12 protein-coding genes and 3 pseudogenes are annotated in these 16765 nt (G+C 68.2%); 9 read left to right on the top strand and 6 right to left on the bottom strand.

Annotated elements, in window-relative coordinates:
* Window positions 1-18: 18 nt before the first annotated feature.
* A complete protein-coding gene (locus ABZ923_RS28515; RefSeq protein WP_361476872.1) occupies window positions 19-1254 on the bottom strand; it encodes an MFS transporter in 1236 nt (411 codons plus the stop codon).
* 101 nt (window positions 1255-1355) lie between these two features.
* On the opposite strand from ABZ923_RS28515, the gene ABZ923_RS28510 reads away from it, so the two are divergent.
* Window positions 1356-2441, top strand: a complete 1086-nt coding sequence (locus ABZ923_RS28510) for a helix-turn-helix domain-containing protein (protein WP_361476870.1) — start codon at window positions 1356-1358, stop codon at window positions 2439-2441.
* 632 nt (window positions 2442-3073) lie between these two features.
* On the opposite strand, the gene ABZ923_RS28505 is transcribed toward ABZ923_RS28510, so the two are convergent.
* Window positions 3074-3514, bottom strand: coding sequence for a nucleoside deaminase (locus tag ABZ923_RS28505; protein WP_361476868.1), 441 nt, complete (start codon window positions 3512-3514; stop codon window positions 3074-3076).
* The gene (locus ABZ923_RS28500) at window positions 3511-4323 is read right to left on the bottom strand and encodes an LLM class flavin-dependent oxidoreductase (protein WP_361476866.1); all 813 of its coding nucleotides are present in this window, start codon (window positions 4321-4323) and stop codon (window positions 3511-3513) included. Before ABZ923_RS28500 ends, ABZ923_RS28505 begins: the two co-directional genes overlap by 4 nt.
* Before the next feature lie 93 nt (window positions 4324-4416).
* On the opposite strand from ABZ923_RS28500, the gene ABZ923_RS28495 reads away from it, so the two are divergent.
* Window positions 4417-4866 (top strand): Lrp/AsnC family transcriptional regulator, encoded by a 450-nt coding sequence (locus tag ABZ923_RS28495; protein ID WP_361476864.1) that lies wholly within the window; start codon window positions 4417-4419, stop codon window positions 4864-4866.
* A gap of 264 nt (window positions 4867-5130) precedes the next feature.
* Window positions 5131-5346, top strand: a pseudogene (locus ABZ923_RS28490) (hypothetical protein); the annotation flags it as partial.
* A 1155-nt stretch (window positions 5347-6501) separates the two neighbouring features.
* On the opposite strand, the gene ABZ923_RS28485 reads toward ABZ923_RS28490, so the two are convergent.
* Window positions 6502-7056 carry a DUF4158 domain-containing protein gene (locus tag ABZ923_RS28485; protein WP_361476893.1) on the bottom strand — a complete coding sequence of 185 codons (555 nt, stop codon included), beginning with the start codon at window positions 7054-7056 and terminating at the stop codon, window positions 6502-6504.
* Window positions 7057-7068: 12 nt separating this feature from the next.
* Here ABZ923_RS28485 and ABZ923_RS28480 point away from each other — a divergent pair.
* From ABZ923_RS28480 to ABZ923_RS28465, 4 genes and pseudogenes are all read left to right on the top strand, one after another.
* Window positions 7069-7218 (top strand): annotated as a pseudogene (locus ABZ923_RS28480) (transposase); the annotation flags it as partial.
* A pseudogene (locus tag ABZ923_RS28475) lies at window positions 7215-7460 on the top strand (IS630 family transposase); the annotation flags it as partial. The pseudogenes ABZ923_RS28480 and ABZ923_RS28475, both read left to right, overlap by 4 nt.
* 119 nt (window positions 7461-7579) lie before the next feature.
* Window positions 7580-8089 (top strand): hypothetical protein, encoded by a 510-nt coding sequence (locus tag ABZ923_RS28470; protein WP_361476895.1) that lies wholly within the window; start codon window positions 7580-7582, stop codon window positions 8087-8089.
* Window positions 8090-8134: 45 nt separating this feature from the next.
* Window positions 8135-9211: a ferritin-like protein gene (locus ABZ923_RS28465; protein WP_361476862.1), complete on the top strand. Its 1077-nt coding sequence runs from the start codon at window positions 8135-8137 to the stop codon at window positions 9209-9211.
* A gap of 302 nt (window positions 9212-9513) precedes the next feature.
* Here ABZ923_RS28465 and ABZ923_RS28460 read toward each other — a convergent pair whose 3' ends face one another.
* Window positions 9514-10095 carry a GH25 family lysozyme gene (locus ABZ923_RS28460; RefSeq protein WP_361476860.1) on the bottom strand — a complete coding sequence of 194 codons (582 nt, stop codon included), beginning with the start codon at window positions 10093-10095 and terminating at the stop codon, window positions 9514-9516.
* Between the two features lie 194 nt (window positions 10096-10289).
* Entirely contained in the window at window positions 10290-11045 is a 756-nt protein-coding gene (locus tag ABZ923_RS28455) for a hypothetical protein (RefSeq protein ID WP_361476858.1), read from the bottom strand.
* Window positions 11046-11715: 670 nt separating this feature from the next.
* Between ABZ923_RS28455 and ABZ923_RS28450 the strand changes: the two genes are divergently transcribed.
* Entirely contained in the window at window positions 11716-12078 is a 363-nt protein-coding gene (locus ABZ923_RS28450) for a hypothetical protein (protein WP_361476856.1), read from the top strand.
* A gap of 27 nt (window positions 12079-12105) precedes the next feature.
* On the top strand, window positions 12106-16575 hold the full coding sequence (locus ABZ923_RS28445; RefSeq protein WP_361476854.1) for a tetratricopeptide repeat protein: 4470 nt from the start codon (window positions 12106-12108) through the stop codon (window positions 16573-16575).
* Window positions 16576-16765: the final 190 nt, after the last annotated feature.

The following is a 16765-nucleotide window of genomic DNA, read 5'->3' as shown; positions in this document are numbered from 1 at the left end:
CCGCACAGCACGTGATCGTCAGCCCGCGCGACACGCCCCGACACCCGGCCGCGTTCCTTGGTCCTTCTCGGTGGCGACGGCGGACGCGGACAGGAGCGTCGCAGCCGCGAGGCTGCCCCAGAGCGCGGCCGGGCCGAGCGGTGCGAGAGCGGTCATGACCGCCGGGGAGACGGCGAGGCCGAAGCCCGTGGAGAGCTGGAAGCGAGCGAGGGCGCGTCCCAGGACATGGGCCGGGGCGAGTGCGGTGACGAGCGCGGTGGCGCTGCCGGCGTAGATGATCTCGCCGATCGTGCAGACCACGGACACCGTGGCCATTGCCGGGGTACCCCAGTCGTGTCCCAGTGAGGTGGCCACGAGGAAGCCGAGGTAGGACGCGGCCAGCACCACGCCGGAGAGGACCACCACGGTCCTTCGGGGGAAGCGGGACATGAAGACGGTCACCGGCACCTGCAAGGTGACGACCAGTGCCGTGTTGGCCACGAAGACGACTGCCGACCACACCGGGGACGCGTGCAACTGCGTCACCAGGACCAGAGGGAGCGCGATCTCGGGGACGTTGAGGCAGAAGACGTAGATCACGTTGGCGCAAAGCAGCGCGAGCATCCGGGGTGCGGGCTCGTCGTCCCGGTCCTCGGCCGGGGCAGTCTCCGCCGGCTCTGCGTGCACATGGACCGACCACGCCAAGGCGGCCGCGGCAAGGTAGGCGAGCGCTGTGACAGCTGCCAGCGCCCGCAGTGCAGTGGTGCCGCCTGCCAGGCACACGCTGGCGAGGAGTGCTCCGACGCCCAGGGCGGCGTTGCGCAGGGCGCGGGCCCCTGCGAGGGCGGTGTCACGTTCCCGGCCGTGGGCGACCGTGGCCACGAGCGCGGCGTGGGCGGCAGGCCACGCCTGGTTGCCGATGCCGAGGAAGAGTGCCGCCGTCGCGAAAAGCCAGACGTGTCCTGCCGGAGCGGCCAGCAGCAGTGCCACGCCCAGCACCCGCACCAGCATCGACGCCGCCACGACCGTGCTGCGTGCACCGCGGTCCAGCCAGCGGCCCACCGCGGGCATGCACACCAGACCCGCGACGATCCCGGCCGTCATGGCGGTACCGGTCACCGGTCCGGACAGCCTCAGTACCGTCACGCCGTAGAGCAGCAGAAAAGGCCGCAGCAGGCCGGTGCCCAGCGCGTCCACGGCCAGGGCGACGGCATAGCGGGGGCCTCCGGATGCGCGGACGAGGGCGCGGGGCTGGATTCTCGCGATGGTTGCCATGGCGTCAGACGGTGGTTCGGCCGCTGGGACAGGGCACGTCGGTTGACGCACATCGTCAATCGACGCCGTCGCCCGGCTGTCCGGGCAGTGATGATGGGGGGATGACGTTGAGGATCGACATCAGCGGTCTGCCGTCCGAACGAGTGCGGTTCGCCGCCTCCCCGCTGGCCGAGCTGACCGCGGTGCTGCACGTGCTGGCCGAACCGGGTCACCATCCGCAGTTCGCCGGCTGGGCCGCGGGCGTCTGGGCCGGGCTGCGGCCGGAGCTGGCCGAGCGGCTCAGGGAAGCGGAGTTCCTCTGGCGTTCCTCACAGGCCGACTTCCTGATCCCCGCCCGCCCCCGGCAGACCCTGGCCGAGGAGCTGGACGACGTGGACCGGATCGATGATGAGACGTATGTGACCGCCGCACTCGTCACCACGTGCGGCAGCAACCGGGTCCATTTCCCGGGGGCGTCGCCGCTCACCGACGTGACAGCGCGCGAGCGGGCCCTGGACGTGGCCCAGGCCCGCGGCGCATTGCAGGAGGCCTTCGCGGAACGGCTGCTCGCGGACCCGGCCACGGTCCGGGCGCGGGTGCGCCACACCCTCGAAGAGTGCTCCGAGGCCTTCTTCGACGACGCCTGGGCGAGCGTCGCGGTACAGCTCGCAACCGATCTGCGACTGAAGAACGAACTGCTCCGCCGCCACGGTGTCGGGGCGGCCCTCGCCTCGGTCTCCGGCGCAGTCACTCTGGCACCGGACGGCGACTGCATCATCGTGGACAAGGTGCAGGACAAGGCGACCGCCGCCCGGGGCGCCGGGGTCACCTTCATCCCGAGCGTCTTCGGCCGCCCGCACCTGGTGGCGGTGCACGCCCCCGGGTGGCATCCGGTGGTGCAGTACCCCGTCGCCGAGCCGAGTCCGACCGAGCCCGTCTCTCTGGAGACGGTCACCCTCCGGCTGGAGGCGCTGGCGCATCCGGTACGGCTGCGGCTGCTGCGCACTCTGGCCCGCGGCCCGCACACCACCGCCGAGCTGGCCCACTTCTGGGAACTCTCACGGCCGGAGGTGTCACGTCACCTCGCCGTGCTGCGCCGCGCGGGGTTGCTCACGACTCGGCGGCACGGCCGTTACGTCCGGTACACCCTCAGCCTGCCCGATCTGGCGACGCTGGGCGCCGACCTGGTGGCAGCCGTACTGCGCTGATCGACCGGTCAGGCCCGCTCCGCCCGCCGCATCCGAACTGATGTGAACATGTTACGCGTGGCTTGAACTCACGCCAATACGGGGCGGGTTCGTGTGAACCGCTCCGGGTCTGATGGAGGGCGCTGATCCTTGGAAGGATGCGTCCATGCCTGCCCAGCGGAAGTACCCACCGGAGCTGATCGAGCGAGCGGTGCGGATGGTCGCAGAGAAGCAACGCCAGACCCCGGGGGAAGCCCGGGATCATCCGCGAGGTCGGCGATCTGCTCGGCATTCATCCCGAAGCCTTGCGACACTGCGTCAAAAGCACCATGCCGAGGCTGATCCGCAGTCCGTTGCCGCACGTGATGAGTCCAGCGGATCCGACCGCCGCTGCCTCGTACCGCCGGGATGAAGGCCATGGTGCCCGTCGGGTCGATTAAGGGGTCAGCCCTGAGGAAGATTCCAGTGCCGGGGCTGTGCGGTCGACCCGCGGATCAGGCGGTCGAACCTGCTCAGGCCGGGGTCGAGTCGTGCAGGGCCCGGCTGCCGCTGCCGGGGACGGAAGTGTGCTCGGCGAGCAGGTCCCGCTCGCGCTCACCGATCTGCCCGAACTCCTTTCCGGCCTTCGGTGCCGGACGGACTGCCGGATGCGGTCATCGGGCGGGCCGGTAATAGGCCGCCACAGGGTCGCGCGCCTCGTCGTGAAGGGCCGGACCGTCGTGCGGCACCGTCGGCCAGGCGCCCGACGGCGGGTTGAGCTCGACGAGTTGCTCGGTCGACAGCGCGTAGACGACCCGGCCGATGCCGGAACGGACGATGCCGCCCTCGCACATGCCGCACGGCTGGCAGCTCGTGTACAGGGTGGTACGGGCAGCCGTGTCCGGGTCGAGTTCGCGGGCCGCCCAGCGTGCGAGCTTCAGTTCCGGGTGGGCGGTGATGTCGTGGTCCCGCCGGACCGTGTTGTGGGCTTCCGCGAGCACGGTGCCGTCCGGTCCGGCAAGAAGGGAACCGTACGGCGCGTCGCCCAGGGTGACCGCGCGGGCGGCGATACCTATGGCACGCCGCAGAAGGGCCTCGTCGGCCGAGGTGATCATGATCGAGTGCTCCAGTGGGTGGCCACGATGGTGAGTGCCCGCCATGCCGCCTCGGGCCGGCGCGTCTCTTCCGGGTCTCCGTGGTAGGGGTCGAGTACGACGGTGTCCGCGCCCAGCAGGCGCAACTGCTCGAGATCGTCGAGGATCTGTTCGACCGTGCCGACGCCGGCAGGCCGTTCGGAGGCGTCGACCGGTGCGCTGGTCACGCGCAGGGCGATGCGGGGCGCGAACCCCGGCAGCGCGTGCCGTCGCACCACCGCACGCATGCGGGGGAGAGGGAGCCGCAGCGGGTGCCAGGCGTCACCGAACCTCACGGCGCGCCGCAGGGCCGCCTCGCTGTCGCCACCGACCCAGACGGGAACGTCGCCCTCCTGACGCCCCACGTGCCTGGCTTCCCGCAGGACGCCAAGACATTCGTCCGTCAGTCGGCCGCGCGCGGTGAACGGCACCCCCAGCGCCTCGAATTCCTGACGGGCCCAGCCGACGCCCACCCCGAGGACGAAGCGACCGCCACTCAGCCGGTGGAGGCCGGCAGCCATGCGGGCCACCAACAGGGGGTGCCGGTACGGCAGGACGAGCACGGTCGTGCCCAGCCGCACCGTGGTGGTGAGACCGGCCAGCCACGACAGGGTGGTGAACGGCTCGTGGAACGGCTCCGGGTACCGTTCGGCCACATCCGGGGTGACCGCCACATGGTCCGACACCATGAGGACGCCGAACCCGAGGCCCTCCGCGAGCCGCGCCCATTCACGCAGGATGCCGGGATCGGTCCCCGGGCCGAAATTGGTTACAGTGACGCCGAGTTGCATGGTCCGAGGCTATTCCGGCGATCATGGCGTAGGGAACCGTAACCTCCCTGCGTAGCTGCTGCTTCTCCGTGATTTTGTTGGTACTTTCGCCGCATGGCCGGGAATCTTGACCACGTCGACTGGGCGATCATCGAACAGCTTCAGCGGGAAGCGCGCATCTCGCTCAGCGAACTGGGCCGCCGCGTGAACCTCAGCCCATCGGCCACCACCGAACGCGTCCGCAATCTGGAGGCTTCGGGCGTCATCACGGGCTACCGTGCCGAGATCGACCTGGCCAAGGTCGGCTACCCCGTCCTCGCCGTCGTCCGCCTCAAGTACCCGGGCAACCGCCACGAACCGCTGCGCCGCCTCGTCGCTGAACGCCGCGAGATCCTGGAGTGCCTGCGCACCACCGGCAACGACTGCTACACCCTGAAGGTGGCCGCGACCTCCATGGAGCACCTGGAGACCCTCATGGACGAACTCGCGGGCTTCGGCAGCACCACCACGAGCGTCGTCTACAGCCAGACCCTCTCTTACCGCGGCCCCATCGCACCGAACTGACCAACGACCCGCCATCCGTCTGTGCCCGCGTCGGCGATCGACCGGGACCCCTGCTGCCGTGTGCTCCGCGGTCAGTGAGCGATCACGCCACGAGAGACGCTCAAGGAATCGGCGACGGTAAGAACCAGCTACCTCCACCGGGCAACGGCCTGGTCGTCGGCCTCGGCACCCCGACACGCGTCAAGAACCCGGTGTTCGACCCGAAGCTGCCCGGCTCCTGGCTGGTCGACCTCTCCCACGTCGACCTGTCCCGGGGTTCAGTCGAAGCGGTGGGCGGTGGAACGCACCTTCTCATGGCTCACCGCCCACCGACGTCTGGCCCGGGATTACGAGGCCAGTCCCGCCCGATCGCAGACCATGAACCGATGGGCAATGATCGGCATCACGGTCCGCCGACTCACCCGCGGCCGTCCCTCCACGCGGCCGGGCCCCAAGCCATTGGTCCGGTTGAGGCCGGACGAGGGTACGGTTCGGGCGTGACCAGTGACGCTGCCACCCCGAGCGGGACTTGGAACGGCGCCTCGGTGCGCTCTCGTGTTGCTGCGATGGCTCGGGAAGATCCCGGGCATCGCCGGTTCGGCGCCTCTCACCACCGGTACCGGCTTCACCCGCCTCTGGCGGAGGAGGCGATCCGCTCGTTCGAGCAGCTGCACCGCGTCACCCTTCCCGCCTCCTACCGAGGCTTCCTGAGCTCGGTCGCCGGCGGCGGAGCGGGACCGGACTACGGACTCCTGGGCCTGACAGAGGAAGTAGACGATGAAGAGGCCCTGCACGACCTTCGGGCCGAGTGTGTGCACGTGGGCTTCCTGGCCACCCCGTTCCCGCACGCCACGGACTGGCCGGGGCCGGGCAGGGGAGGCGACGCTGACTACTCGGTCACGGGGACCCTGGTACTCGGGGAGAGGGGCTGCGGTACATTCTCCCGCCTGGTCGTCACAGGAAGCAATGCCGGACAAGTGTGGCTCGACGACCGTTCCTGGGGTGGTTTGACCCCGGGACCAGACTTCGGCACTTGGTACACCGCATGGCTGGCATCCCAGTAGATCTCAAACGCGGTCTCAGAGATCAACGCGAGGCGGCGCTCTCGGGCACTGGCGCCGAGGGTCGGCAGCTCCTCAGCCGTGGCGGGCTTGCGGTCCCCCGACGCGGTGGCCAGTCGCCATGGGCGGCCAGCGGGGTGCGTCGGGGCCTTCAATGCCGAAGCGTGGCTGAGACCGGGAACGGGTTGCGGTGACACACGCGCGCCTGCTCGTTCGGGCAAGGGCATCGCCGTGGCTGACGTTCGGTGGTGCCGGTATAGAGAACGGGCCGTAGCAGCTGACGAACGCGCTAAAGCAACTGCATTGGCCGACGAAGGCACCCGGCAGCCACCCGCCCAAGCCCACCGTTCCAGAGCGGTCTGCTCCGGACCGAGGGCTCAAAGAAAGGCCCTCCGGATGTGACGATGTGACCTTTAGATAACGGCCTGGTGACGGCCGCACATTCGAAGGGCCTCAAGGGCAGGGGCCTTCGAAATTGGCCCCCTGGATCGCAAAGGGCCTCAGTGAATCTGCACATCGACCCCGTGAACAGCTTCGTCGTGGCAATCGGCTACCTCGTGTACCGCAAGCCGCTCAGCAGCACCGGCGTCGATCGTCAGCCGTCCGGCGGTGACCTGACCGATGGAATCGCGGCAGCGTTGGCTACCGTCCTCATCCTGGCTTTCCTCCTTGGCGTCGGCGACGGCAAGAGCGCGCCCGGGTCCGCCTTCAGCTCGGTGAAGAACGTCCGGCCGCCGCCCACGCTGGCCTCGCCGTCGTCCTCGGCCACCAGGTCGTCCAGCCGCGAGCGCGTCACCGCCGACAGCCGGTCCGTCGGCGTCCGGCAGAACCGCTCCTCGAAGGTGTTCACCGCCGACGCCACCAGCCGGGTCACCTTCGCCGGCGCGGGCGGCTCCAGCCGGTCCTTGCGGCACCGGGCAACCACCGCCTCCGCCAGCCGGTCCCGGGACAGCTCCACACCGCACAGCTCGCCGGCCAGCCACTCCGCCAGCTGGGCTTGGTCCTCCACCGTGCGCTCGCGGAACGCGAACGCGTGCCGGATCTCCATCCGGTGACGGCTGATCGCCCGGTCTGCCCAGTCGTACGCCGCCCACTCCTCAGCTGGCACCTTCACCTGCTGAGCCACGTGTGCGACCGCGGCCGCCGGGATCTCCGAGGCGTCTGGTCCTGCCAGGTCCCCGCCCGCCGGGCCCTGGAACGCGACGACGAGGCCGTGGCCGGCTGGGTGAAGGAGACCTGGCCCTGCGCGGAAGACTCGCGGCGGCCCGTGGAGCCTGGCTCGTCTTCGAGGACGAAGCCGGCTTCTCCATGACGCCGCCGCAGGCGAGGGCCTGGTCGCTCCGTGGCCGCACCCCGGTGGCGCGGGTCCGCGGCCGTTCCCGCAGACGCATCTCCATCGCAGCGTTGACCTGCTACAGACCCGGCCACCGCTCGAGGCTGATCTATCGGCCCCGCCGCGACGACGGCAACCGCGACGGACGTAAGAGCTTCTCCTGGCGCGACTACCGCGACCTGCTCGTCGCGGCACACCAGCAGCTCGGCGGCCCCATCGTGCGCGGACTGGCGGCGCGCCCACGTTCGGGCCGATGGCTCGTATACGCCAACCGCCTCCTCTACCGTCGGCCGAGAAACGGAGGAAGCGGTGAAGGAATCCTGATGGAGGTACGGCTAGCGTGCGCACACCCGTCTTCGAGCTCCACATCCGGCCTATGTTCCGCGCTACCGACCGCGCCCACATGATTTCCGATCTTGACCTCTGGGACTACGAGACCGTCGTCGCCCAGGCCGATGACATCCTCGACCGCCTGACGAGCGTGAAGAGCACCATGCCACCGGTCACCCACGGCGGACCGTGGCCAGAGGAATGGATCGAGCTCTTCAGACGCTGGAAGGACGGTGCCCGCAAGCGGCTCGAACTCGGCACGGGGACGTATACGTTCAACCAGACGGCCACCACAGTGACCATCACAGCAACCGGCACCTTTCCTTCTGCGGGCTGCGGAGGCTGGCTGCAGCTCGACAGCGAGACGGACATGGCGAAGACCTATGTCCTGTACGTGGAACAGCCGGACGCCCCGGTGTCGGGTACGCCGGCTGCGTTCACTCTCAAGGAGCGCTACCGATCCGCGGATACACGCTCTGTCTTCGTCCGTGACGCGACGGGCGTCCAGCAACTGCACTGAAGCGGCGATCCGCTGTGATGTGACCGCGATGAGAAGGAGTGTCCCTTGACTCAAGCCCTTGCCTATGAGAGCAAGGCGATCGTCGCCTTGATGGGCCAGCCCGAGCCGCAGCGAGACGGAAAGTGGCTGCAGGACGCCTTGCAGCAGGCGATCATGCTGGAGCTCGCGACCCTCCCTCCGTATCTGTGCGGTCTGTGGTCGATCAAGGACCCGGTGAGGGACAAGGCTGTCTACGACGCCATCAAGGCGATCATCATGGACGAGATGTCGCACATGGGGCTCGTGTGCAACATGCTCACCACCATCGGCGGATCCCCACGCATCGACCACGCCGACCTGGTTCCGAAGTACCCGGGGCACCTGCCCGGGGGTGTGCGACCTCAGATCTGCGTGTCCCTCAGCGGTCTGACTCGCGCTGCCCTCCACATGTACTGCCAGATCGAACGGCCCGAGGACCCCGTCGCCGAATTCGAGGAACCCGGCGAGTCGATCGGCGCCTTCTACAGCGCCATCCGGCAAGCGTTCAAGCAGAACGCCGACCTGATCCAAGGCCACCGCCAGGTCGAGAAGGACATGGAGGACGAATACGGTCTGGGAAACAGCCTCGTTCCGCTCTCCACACCAAAGGCCGTGGACGACGCCATTGAGGTCATCATGGAGCAGGGGGAGGGAAGCCACAGCTCTCCGAGGAACCCCTACTTCGGCAGGGAAGGCGAGCTCGCCCACTACTACGAGTTCCGCCAGATCCTGCAGGGCAAGAAGCTGGTAGAGGTGCCGACGGCTCCAGAGGGGTGGGCCTACGAGGGCGACACCATCGTGATGCCTGAGGCCTACCGGATGGGGACCGTACCCAGGGGAGGCTGGGCGCAGGAGCCGACATACCGCCCTGACCCAGAGGTGCAGGATCTCCTTACAAGGTTCAACCAGCTCTACAGCGAAGTGCTGCGAGGGCTGGAGAAGACATGGCAGACGGACGATCAAACGCAAGCGAACCACGCTCTCGGCGAAGCCGTAAAGCGGATGCGGGATCTGAAGCGCCCTGCGCTGGCGCTGATGCAGCACGAGTTGCCGGACGGGAGCGGGCAGACGTACGGGCCTGAGTTCCTGTACATCCCAGCCTGATCTGGGACAAGGACGCAGTGGTGAACTGATCCTGGCAGTAGCTTGGCGCTCAGTACCCACCGTCCGGTGGTCGTCCCTCGTCCTGGCCGCGGGCGACACCCCTGCCCGTGACCGCCTCGCCCCCTGTTGCGGTGGCGTTACAGGTACGCCGATTCGCCGGCACGGAAAGTCACTGTCCACGCAAGACCTTCACCGAGCGGGTGCTCGGGCTCGTCCGCCGGTTCGGTCGACGGACCGAGCGGGTGCGGTCGACGGTGATCTCGGTCGGATCGCGCATGCTGACCGCACCAGCGTACCCAAGGTTACTTTTTTGGTTTGCCGTTGATGCCACCCGCGAACGCGACCAGCTCGGCCTTGGAGGCGAAGTTGCCTACGTTAGTGTCCAGAGGCTTCTCGGTGTACTGGTGGAACATCCATCGGTCCTGGACGTTGGGCTTGCCCGCGGTCACGCCGTACTCGGCGATCCAGAGGAAGTCACCGGCGTTGCCGGTGGTGTCCCGGTGGCGCCAGAAGTCCCGGTTGCAGTACAACCCGATCTTGTGGTTGGAGCCGCGCAGACGCTTGACCTCGGCGATGAAGGCATCTTTCTCCGCGCAGGTCGCCGCGGTGCCGTTCGGGTTGGATTCCCAGTCGACGACCAGGAGGTCGTACTCGATGCTCGCGGAATCCTCCACGAAGTGCGCCGCTTGTTCCTTGATGTGGCCCGGGTGCAGGAAGTGGTAGAAGCCGACGACCAGGTCCGCGGCACGGGCGTGCGCGGCCTGTTCCTTCTGCTTGGGGTTGACGTAGGAGCGGCCCTCCGTGCCCTTGATGAACGCGAAGCTCGTGCCGGCGGTGGGGAACTCCGCGTCCTGGAATGCGGATACGTCGTAACCCTTGATCATCACGTGGTCCTCCGATGCGTTGATCCGGAGGGAGCACCATGGGGCGGGCGTACGGATGACGTCGCGCCTTGCCCGAGGGGGGCGACGACATCGGCATCGACGACACCGCCGTTTCCGAGCTCGGCGGATACGCGACCGCGAACAGGGCTGTGCTCCAAGCGCCCGATGAGCGGGACCAGGCCCACGGGCCCCGCTCACGCTGGTGGCCTCCTGTGGTGGTGTTCGCGGTGCTGCCGTTCCGGATACCGCACCTCCGCGCGCCAGTCCGGCACGGTGCGATCCTCCACGGTCACTTCCACGATCTGCCCGGCAGCCGGATCGCGCAACTCGCGGGTGATGACCTTGGTGACGACGGGCTGCCCGTAATGCGGCAGATATTCGCCGTCGCGCGCGCGGACCCACCCCTGGCGGCGGTGCGCGTGTTCGGCCCGCAGCTGACACAGTGAGTGGTGTCTACCGCGGTCCATCGGATAGTTGAGGCCTGCTCGGGGGAGACGTGACCGCCCCGCGCTGCGGTTACCCGGTGTGACTAGGGTGCCTCGTCTCGACGGCGAGCGACGTTCTCGGGTCGACGCGCGCAATGCCCGGCCCACGCCCCTCGCCTGCCAGGCCAGCCGCACCTCGATCTCCGACAGCACCCACGTCCGCGACACGGTCTCCTCCAAGAACTCCGCCGTGGGCTCCGGCTGCACCCCGCCCCACCAGTGCATATCCCCGGCCGGGAGCGTGTACCCGAAAACGAACCCGACCAGTCGGCCCCCATCCCGCGCCGTCACCAGGGCGAAGCCGGGCCGCGTGAACTGCTTCTCCGCCCGGCGGCGAAACGCACCCGTCTTCTCCTCACCCGGCCCCACCCCGTAAGCATCCGCGTACGCGTCACACAACTCCTTCAGCAAGGCGGCGGCTTCTTCACCGTCGTGGTGCGCCAAGGACACGTCGTTGATCGTCATGCTGGTCAGGCTAGGACGCGCCCAGAGCCGGGCACAGGCCCCGTGCTCGTCATCGGTGGCGCCGACGGCCCCTGGCCTGGCAGGGCCACGGACCGGGGTTCGCTGGTCCCCGCAGAACGGAAACCCGCCCCTCGCCGCAGCCATGGCGACAACAACGACGCACCTGCCGCTGGGTCTTTTCGGCCAATGAAGCGAGCGGCTCGATAACTGGTGGTGAACGACGTGACCACGGGCAAGGTGCAGGCACAGGTGACGTGTGCAGCCGACCTGCCGGGCGGCCCGTCCAAGGCCCGCGACCATCCCGTCGTCGCCTCACCCAATGGTCGCTGTGTGGTGGCCGGTTCCCTCGCCTTCCGCCTGCAGCGCAAGAAGGGCATCTGCCTGCAGGGGGACGGCAACCAAGCCGCTACCTCTACCCGACGCGGCGGCTGCCCCCGAGGTCCTGCGGGGCGCCGAGGACGCCGATGCCGTTGCTGTCCGACATCCGTGAGCCGTCAACGCTTCCTTGCCGATCGGTCACCAGAGGCTCACGCGGAACCAAGAGTTGCGCAGGTCTGCGGTCCTCGTCTTCGAGGGAATCAGAACCTTGCTGCCCCTTTTCGTAGTTGAATGGTCGCACCAGGACCAGGCGCATCGCCGCCGTCGATCCGGAGCATACGGGGGATGATCAGTGGACGATCTCATTGCAACCGTCGCCCGGGCGACGGTGGGTCAACTGGGCGCAGAGTTCGGGAAGCCCGAGCTTCTCGAGGTACAGGTCGAGACGGCGCTCCGCCGCAACGGCGCGGCGTCCACGTCGGACCGGTTCGCCGATCCCGTCGCGGTGGGCGGCCTTATCGTGACCATTGCGACACTGGCTTACCAGGTCTACCAGGACCACCGGAAGCAGCATGGGACGCGTCCGAGTCGAAGCACGCTGGTCGAATACATCCGCGTCGAGCGGCGGGCGGCCGGGGAGCTCATGTCCGTCGAAGAGACGATCATCGAGATTGTCGCCGAAGAGATCGTCACGGCCGCCGACGATGACGAATAGTGCAGGGGCGGACGAGAGACATTCCTCATGACCGGCCGGTTGATCGTCGACCTCGGCGAGGACGGGACGGTACGGGTCGGCGAGGTGGCGCCTGGGGAGCCGTTCGAGCCGGGTGCTCCTCTTCCGTTCGCGTGGCCGTTGGACTCCGACGCGCTGGAAGACCTGCGCTGGTATCTGGAGGACTACCTGCGCGCCCCGTTCGGGGTCTACGAGGACCGCGGCGCTCGGATCGAGGGAGAACTCCCCGGCTGGGGAGCCTCGGTGTTCGCGTCGGTCTTCGGCTCAGGTCCGGCGCGTGACGCCTACGTCCGCCTGCGGAGGCGCGGGGACGTGGAGCTTGTCCTGCGGTCGGCGTCCCCGGCGCTGCTCGGGCTTCCGTGGGAACTGATGACCGATCCGCGTCAGGGGGCCCCGCTGGCCGTCGAGCTGGCCGGCATGAGCCGGACCCTGTCGACCTGCACTGCTCCGGCCGAAGCGGTTCCCGTTCCCGGCGGCCGACTGCGCATCCTGATGGTGGTCTCGCGCCCCTCCGGGGCCGAGGACGTCGGGTACCAGATGATCGCCCGCCCGCTGTTGAAGCGTCTGGAGGCGATGAAGGAGGCTGCGGAGCTGACGGTGCTGCGACCCCCGACGCTGCACGCCCTCCGCGATGAGTTGGACGCGGCTGACCGGGAGGGCCGGCCGTATCAGGTCGTCCACTTCGACGGACACGGGACGTTCGTCGGCGGACGCGACTTCGGGGGCGGGGAAGGCGCGCTGGTCTTCGAAAGGCCCGACGGCGGTCCGCACCTCGTCCCCGCAGCGGAGATAGCGCGGGTGCTGAACGCCGCGCACGTCCCCGTGGTGGTGCTGAACGCATGCGAGTCGGGCGCGATCGGCAAGAACCTGGAGACGGCGGTTGCGACACGCCTGCTGAGCGAAGGCACCGCGTCGGTCGTCGCCATGGCCTACACCGTGCAGGCTGTCGCGGCGGCCGAGTTCATGGCGGCGTTCTACGAGAAGATCTTCGCTGGCGGCTCGGTGTCGGCGGCGGTGACGGCCGGCCGCCGGCAGATGTTCCGCAGCCCCGGCCGACCGAGCCCCAAGGGGCAGATGCCGCTCCGGGACTGGCTCGTCGCAGTCCACTACCTCGGCCGTCCGGTGAGCTTCCAGCACACGGCGGCGGCTCACGGCGGGAGACCGGCTTCGAGGGCAGACGCCCGGAAGGCGCAGGTGCACCCGCGATCCGCCTCGCCGTTCGAGCCGGAGGCAAGCGTGCTCGACGCCGCCAACGGCGTCTTCGTCGGCCGCGACGCCCGAATCTACGATCTTGAGGCGGCCGCACGGCTGCGCAAGGTCGTCGTCGTCACCGGCATCGCCGGAAGCGGCAAGACGGAACTGGCGAAGGCGTTCGGCCGGTGGTGGCGTGACACCGCGGGCGTCGAGAAACCGGAATGGATCTTCTGGCACTCGTTCGACCCCGGCGTGCCGGCCGTCGACCTCGACACGGTGATCGCCCCGATCGGCGTCGGCCTCCGTGGTCCCGACTTCCTCCGGCTGACACGGGACCAGCGGCGGGCCGTCGTGCGGAACGCGCTGCACGACCACCGAATGCTGTTGATCTGGGACGGCTTCGAGTCGCTACGGACCATGCCGGACCCGGAGAACACCACGCCGATCCTCGACGAGGAGAAGTGCGTCGAACTGCGACAGTTCCTTGTCGACCTGGCGGAGAACGGGACCAGCAGTGTGCTGATCACCAGCCGGAGCCGGGAAGACTGGCTGGGCCAGGTCGGACGCGTTCGGGTCGACGGTCTGGCCCGGCACGAAGCGGCCGAGTTCGCCGACGTGTTGCTTGCCGGGCACCCCATGGCCCTCGAACGTCGGGCCGAAAGATCTTACGCGGACCTGATGGAGTGGCTGGACGGCCATCCGGCGAGCATGGAGCTCGTCCTGCCCCATCTCGACACGGCGAGCCCGGAAGAACTGCTCGCCGAACTGCGCGGCGGCACATCGCACACGGCGCTGAGCAACCGCGGCGAAGAACACGCCGCAGCCATGTGGGCCGACATTGCTTACTCCTACGCCCATCTCACGGAGACGACCCGCCGCCTCCTGCCAGTCGTCTCGTTGTTCTACGGCGTTGTCGACCTGGCTGTTCTCAGCGCCCTCACAGTGATCCCCGGGGTTCCGCAGCGGTTCGCGAGGGCGACGTTCGACGACTGGAAATCAGCCCTTGACGATGCCACCGCACTGGGGTTGCTGACCTACATCGGCACAACGTTCTACAAACTGCACCCGGCGCTGCCCGCCTTCTTGCGGAACGCCTGGCGTACGGAGAATCCGGACACCTACGAGGCCGACCACGAAGCAGCACTTGGTGTCCTGACGCACGCGCATGCCGGCATCTGCATCGCGCTCACTCAGCAGGTCGATGCGGGCGACCAAATGGTGTACGGAATGATCGCCCTCGTACGCCACACCCTGGGCAACTACCTCGGCTACGCGCTGGATCACACCCGCTGGGACGATGCCCAACTCATCCTGCGCGCACTCAAGAAGTTCTGGCGGTTCGTCGGCATCGAAGCGGAATTCGACCCCTGGAGCGAACGGATCATCCGCGCCACCGGCGGACCGGACGGCACGATTCCCCGAGTCGACACTCCCGCCGGAGACCTGTGGTTGTACACGGTAGAGGGCCGGGCCGGTCGCGACCTGGACCTCCGCCGCCTCGACGAGGCCGAACGCGGTTACCTGAAGGCCGTGGCGGCGATCGAGCTGACCGGCGCCGATGCGGAGCGGCGGCACGGGCTGGACGTCTGCTACCACCAGCTCGGCATGGTCGCCGCGGCCCGCGGTCGAACCGCCGAGGCCGAGGACCGGTATCGCAAGGCGATGGCACTCAAAGACGAGGACGACAACGCGTCGAGCGCTGCCAACACCTACCATCAGCTGGCCCTGACTGCGCTCGAACGCGGTAACCACGTCGAGGCGGAGGAATGGCAGCGTAAAGCGCTCGCCATCCGGCTGGAGGCCGGCGACAAGACCCGGATCGCAGAGAGCTATCACAGCCTCGGCATGATCGCGGAGTACAAGGATCAGCTGGTGGCAGCTGTGGACTGGTACCTCCAGGCGCTGGACGCCCTGGAGTCCCTGGGCGATCCGACGCGCATGGCGGGTGACATCCGCTCCCAACTCGGCAATGTCGCCATCCGCCGTGCCCGCCTCGATCAGGCCGAAGGGTGGTATCGCGAGGCGTTGGTCATCCAGGAGGCGCTCGACAATCGGCCGGGGATGGCCCACGCCTACCACAACCTGGGGATCATCGCTCACCAGCGTCGACGCCTGTCGGAAGCCGAGGGTTGGTACCACAGAGCCCTGGCGATTTATGAGGATTTCAGCGACGACGAGCGCATGGCCACGTGCTACCACCAGCTGGGCACCCTCGCATACAGCCGGAACGAGCTGGAAGAAGCGGAGGACTGGTACAACAAGGCTCTGGCGGTCAAGGAGCACGACGACGCAAGCCCGAACGACCTCGCCCCCACCTATGGCCAGCTCGGCCTCCTGGCCGAGAAGAAGGGCAACCTCCTCGAAGCCCTCACGTGGATGATCAAGTGCGTGGCTCTCTTCGACGAGTTCCCGCACCCCATGACGGGTCCCGCGCCCAAACACCTGGTGCGGCTCGTCGACAGCTGGACCTTCCCACCGATGGAAATGCTCGAGGAATGGTGGGACGAGGTCACGGGAGAGCCGGTGCCGGGCTCCGTGCGGGATTATGTCCAGGCGAATCTTGCTCTCCGGGCCGAGGAAAGGAAGAAGAACCGGACCGCTCCTCCACCGACTCGCAGACCTGAGCGCCGAGCACCGACATCGTCAAGGCTCTCGGGGCGCAAGGATTTGGGAGATCTGCTTCTTTCCGTCGGTATCGACGAGTCGATCGATGTCTCCGAGATGTCCGGCTCCGGTCTGACTGCGGTTCCGAGAGAGGAGAACCGCTCCGGTTGGCGACTGTCCCTACCGGAAGGCCGCCGCTTCCTCGGAGAGGAGAGCTGGCCCGTTTATCATCACAACCACTTTGTCGGCTACCTGCTCTGGTGCCGCGACAAGAGCGGTGTCACCGGCTGGGAGATCGCCATGCCGGACGGCCGGTGGGTGGAGAAGGGCCAGGAGTTCTCCGAGACCTTCCGCCAATGGCCGTGGAGATACATCTTTCCCCCGCCTGCCAAGCGGTCGGGCGGCATCGTGCGGCTGTGGACCGACCCCGCCGATCTCCTGGTGGGTGTCGCCGACTGGCACTACTGTCCGCGGACGGCGATCGCCACGCTCTTTCGCCTCGTCGAGGAGGGAATGTCGGCGTCCGAGGCATCCAGGACCGTCCACCTTGTCGGAAGTGTCGGTCAACGGCTGGTGCGTCGGGCGAAACGCAAGCGCGCGGCTTCGGGCCTCCCGCTGTCGGTGCAGGTGGACGACTTCCTGCCGATCCGGGAGTCCGACTGGGAGTCCGGCCTCGTCTGATGGGACGTCGATCGGCCGTCCGACGACTCGGCCTGGATGGCCCACAAACGCCAGAATCGCCAGGAACTCGTCGACTACCTGTTCTGAGCGGCGCAAACGCTTCAGCGCGGTGATGAAGTCAACGATGTTGACGGGGTCGAGCTTCATGGCCGCAGCCCGCATCAATCCGCGTATCCCCGCTCGGTTTCCG

This window comes from Streptomyces sp. NPDC046881, from assembly GCF_040645015.1.
Taxonomy (GTDB): Bacteria; Actinomycetota; Actinomycetes; order Streptomycetales; family Streptomycetaceae; genus Streptomyces.
The sequence above is the reverse complement of the archived record's forward strand: the minus strand, read 5'-3'. Positions and strand labels throughout refer to the sequence as shown.

Coding starts and splice junctions, on each gene's coding strand:
- ABZ923_RS28515 (WP_361476872.1), bottom strand. CDS start 1,254: ATGGCAACCATCGCGAGAATCCAGCCCCGCGCCCTCGTCCGCGCATCC.
- ABZ923_RS28455 (WP_361476858.1), bottom strand. CDS start 11,045: ATGACGATCAACGACGTGTCCTTGGCGCACCACGACGGTGAAGAAGCC.
- ABZ923_RS28510 (WP_361476870.1), top strand. CDS start 1,356: ATGACGTTGAGGATCGACATCAGCGGTCTGCCGTCCGAACGAGTGCGG.
- ABZ923_RS28500 (WP_361476866.1), bottom strand. CDS start 4,323: ATGCAACTCGGCGTCACTGTAACCAATTTCGGCCCGGGGACCGATCCC.
- ABZ923_RS28495 (WP_361476864.1), top strand. CDS start 4,417: ATGGCCGGGAATCTTGACCACGTCGACTGGGCGATCATCGAACAGCTT.
- ABZ923_RS28505 (WP_361476868.1), bottom strand. CDS start 3,514: ATGATCACCTCGGCCGACGAGGCCCTTCTGCGGCGTGCCATAGGTATC.
- ABZ923_RS28445 (WP_361476854.1), top strand. CDS start 12,106: ATGACCGGCCGGTTGATCGTCGACCTCGGCGAGGACGGGACGGTACGG.
- ABZ923_RS28460 (WP_361476860.1), bottom strand. CDS start 10,095: ATGATCAAGGGTTACGACGTATCCGCATTCCAGGACGCGGAGTTCCCC.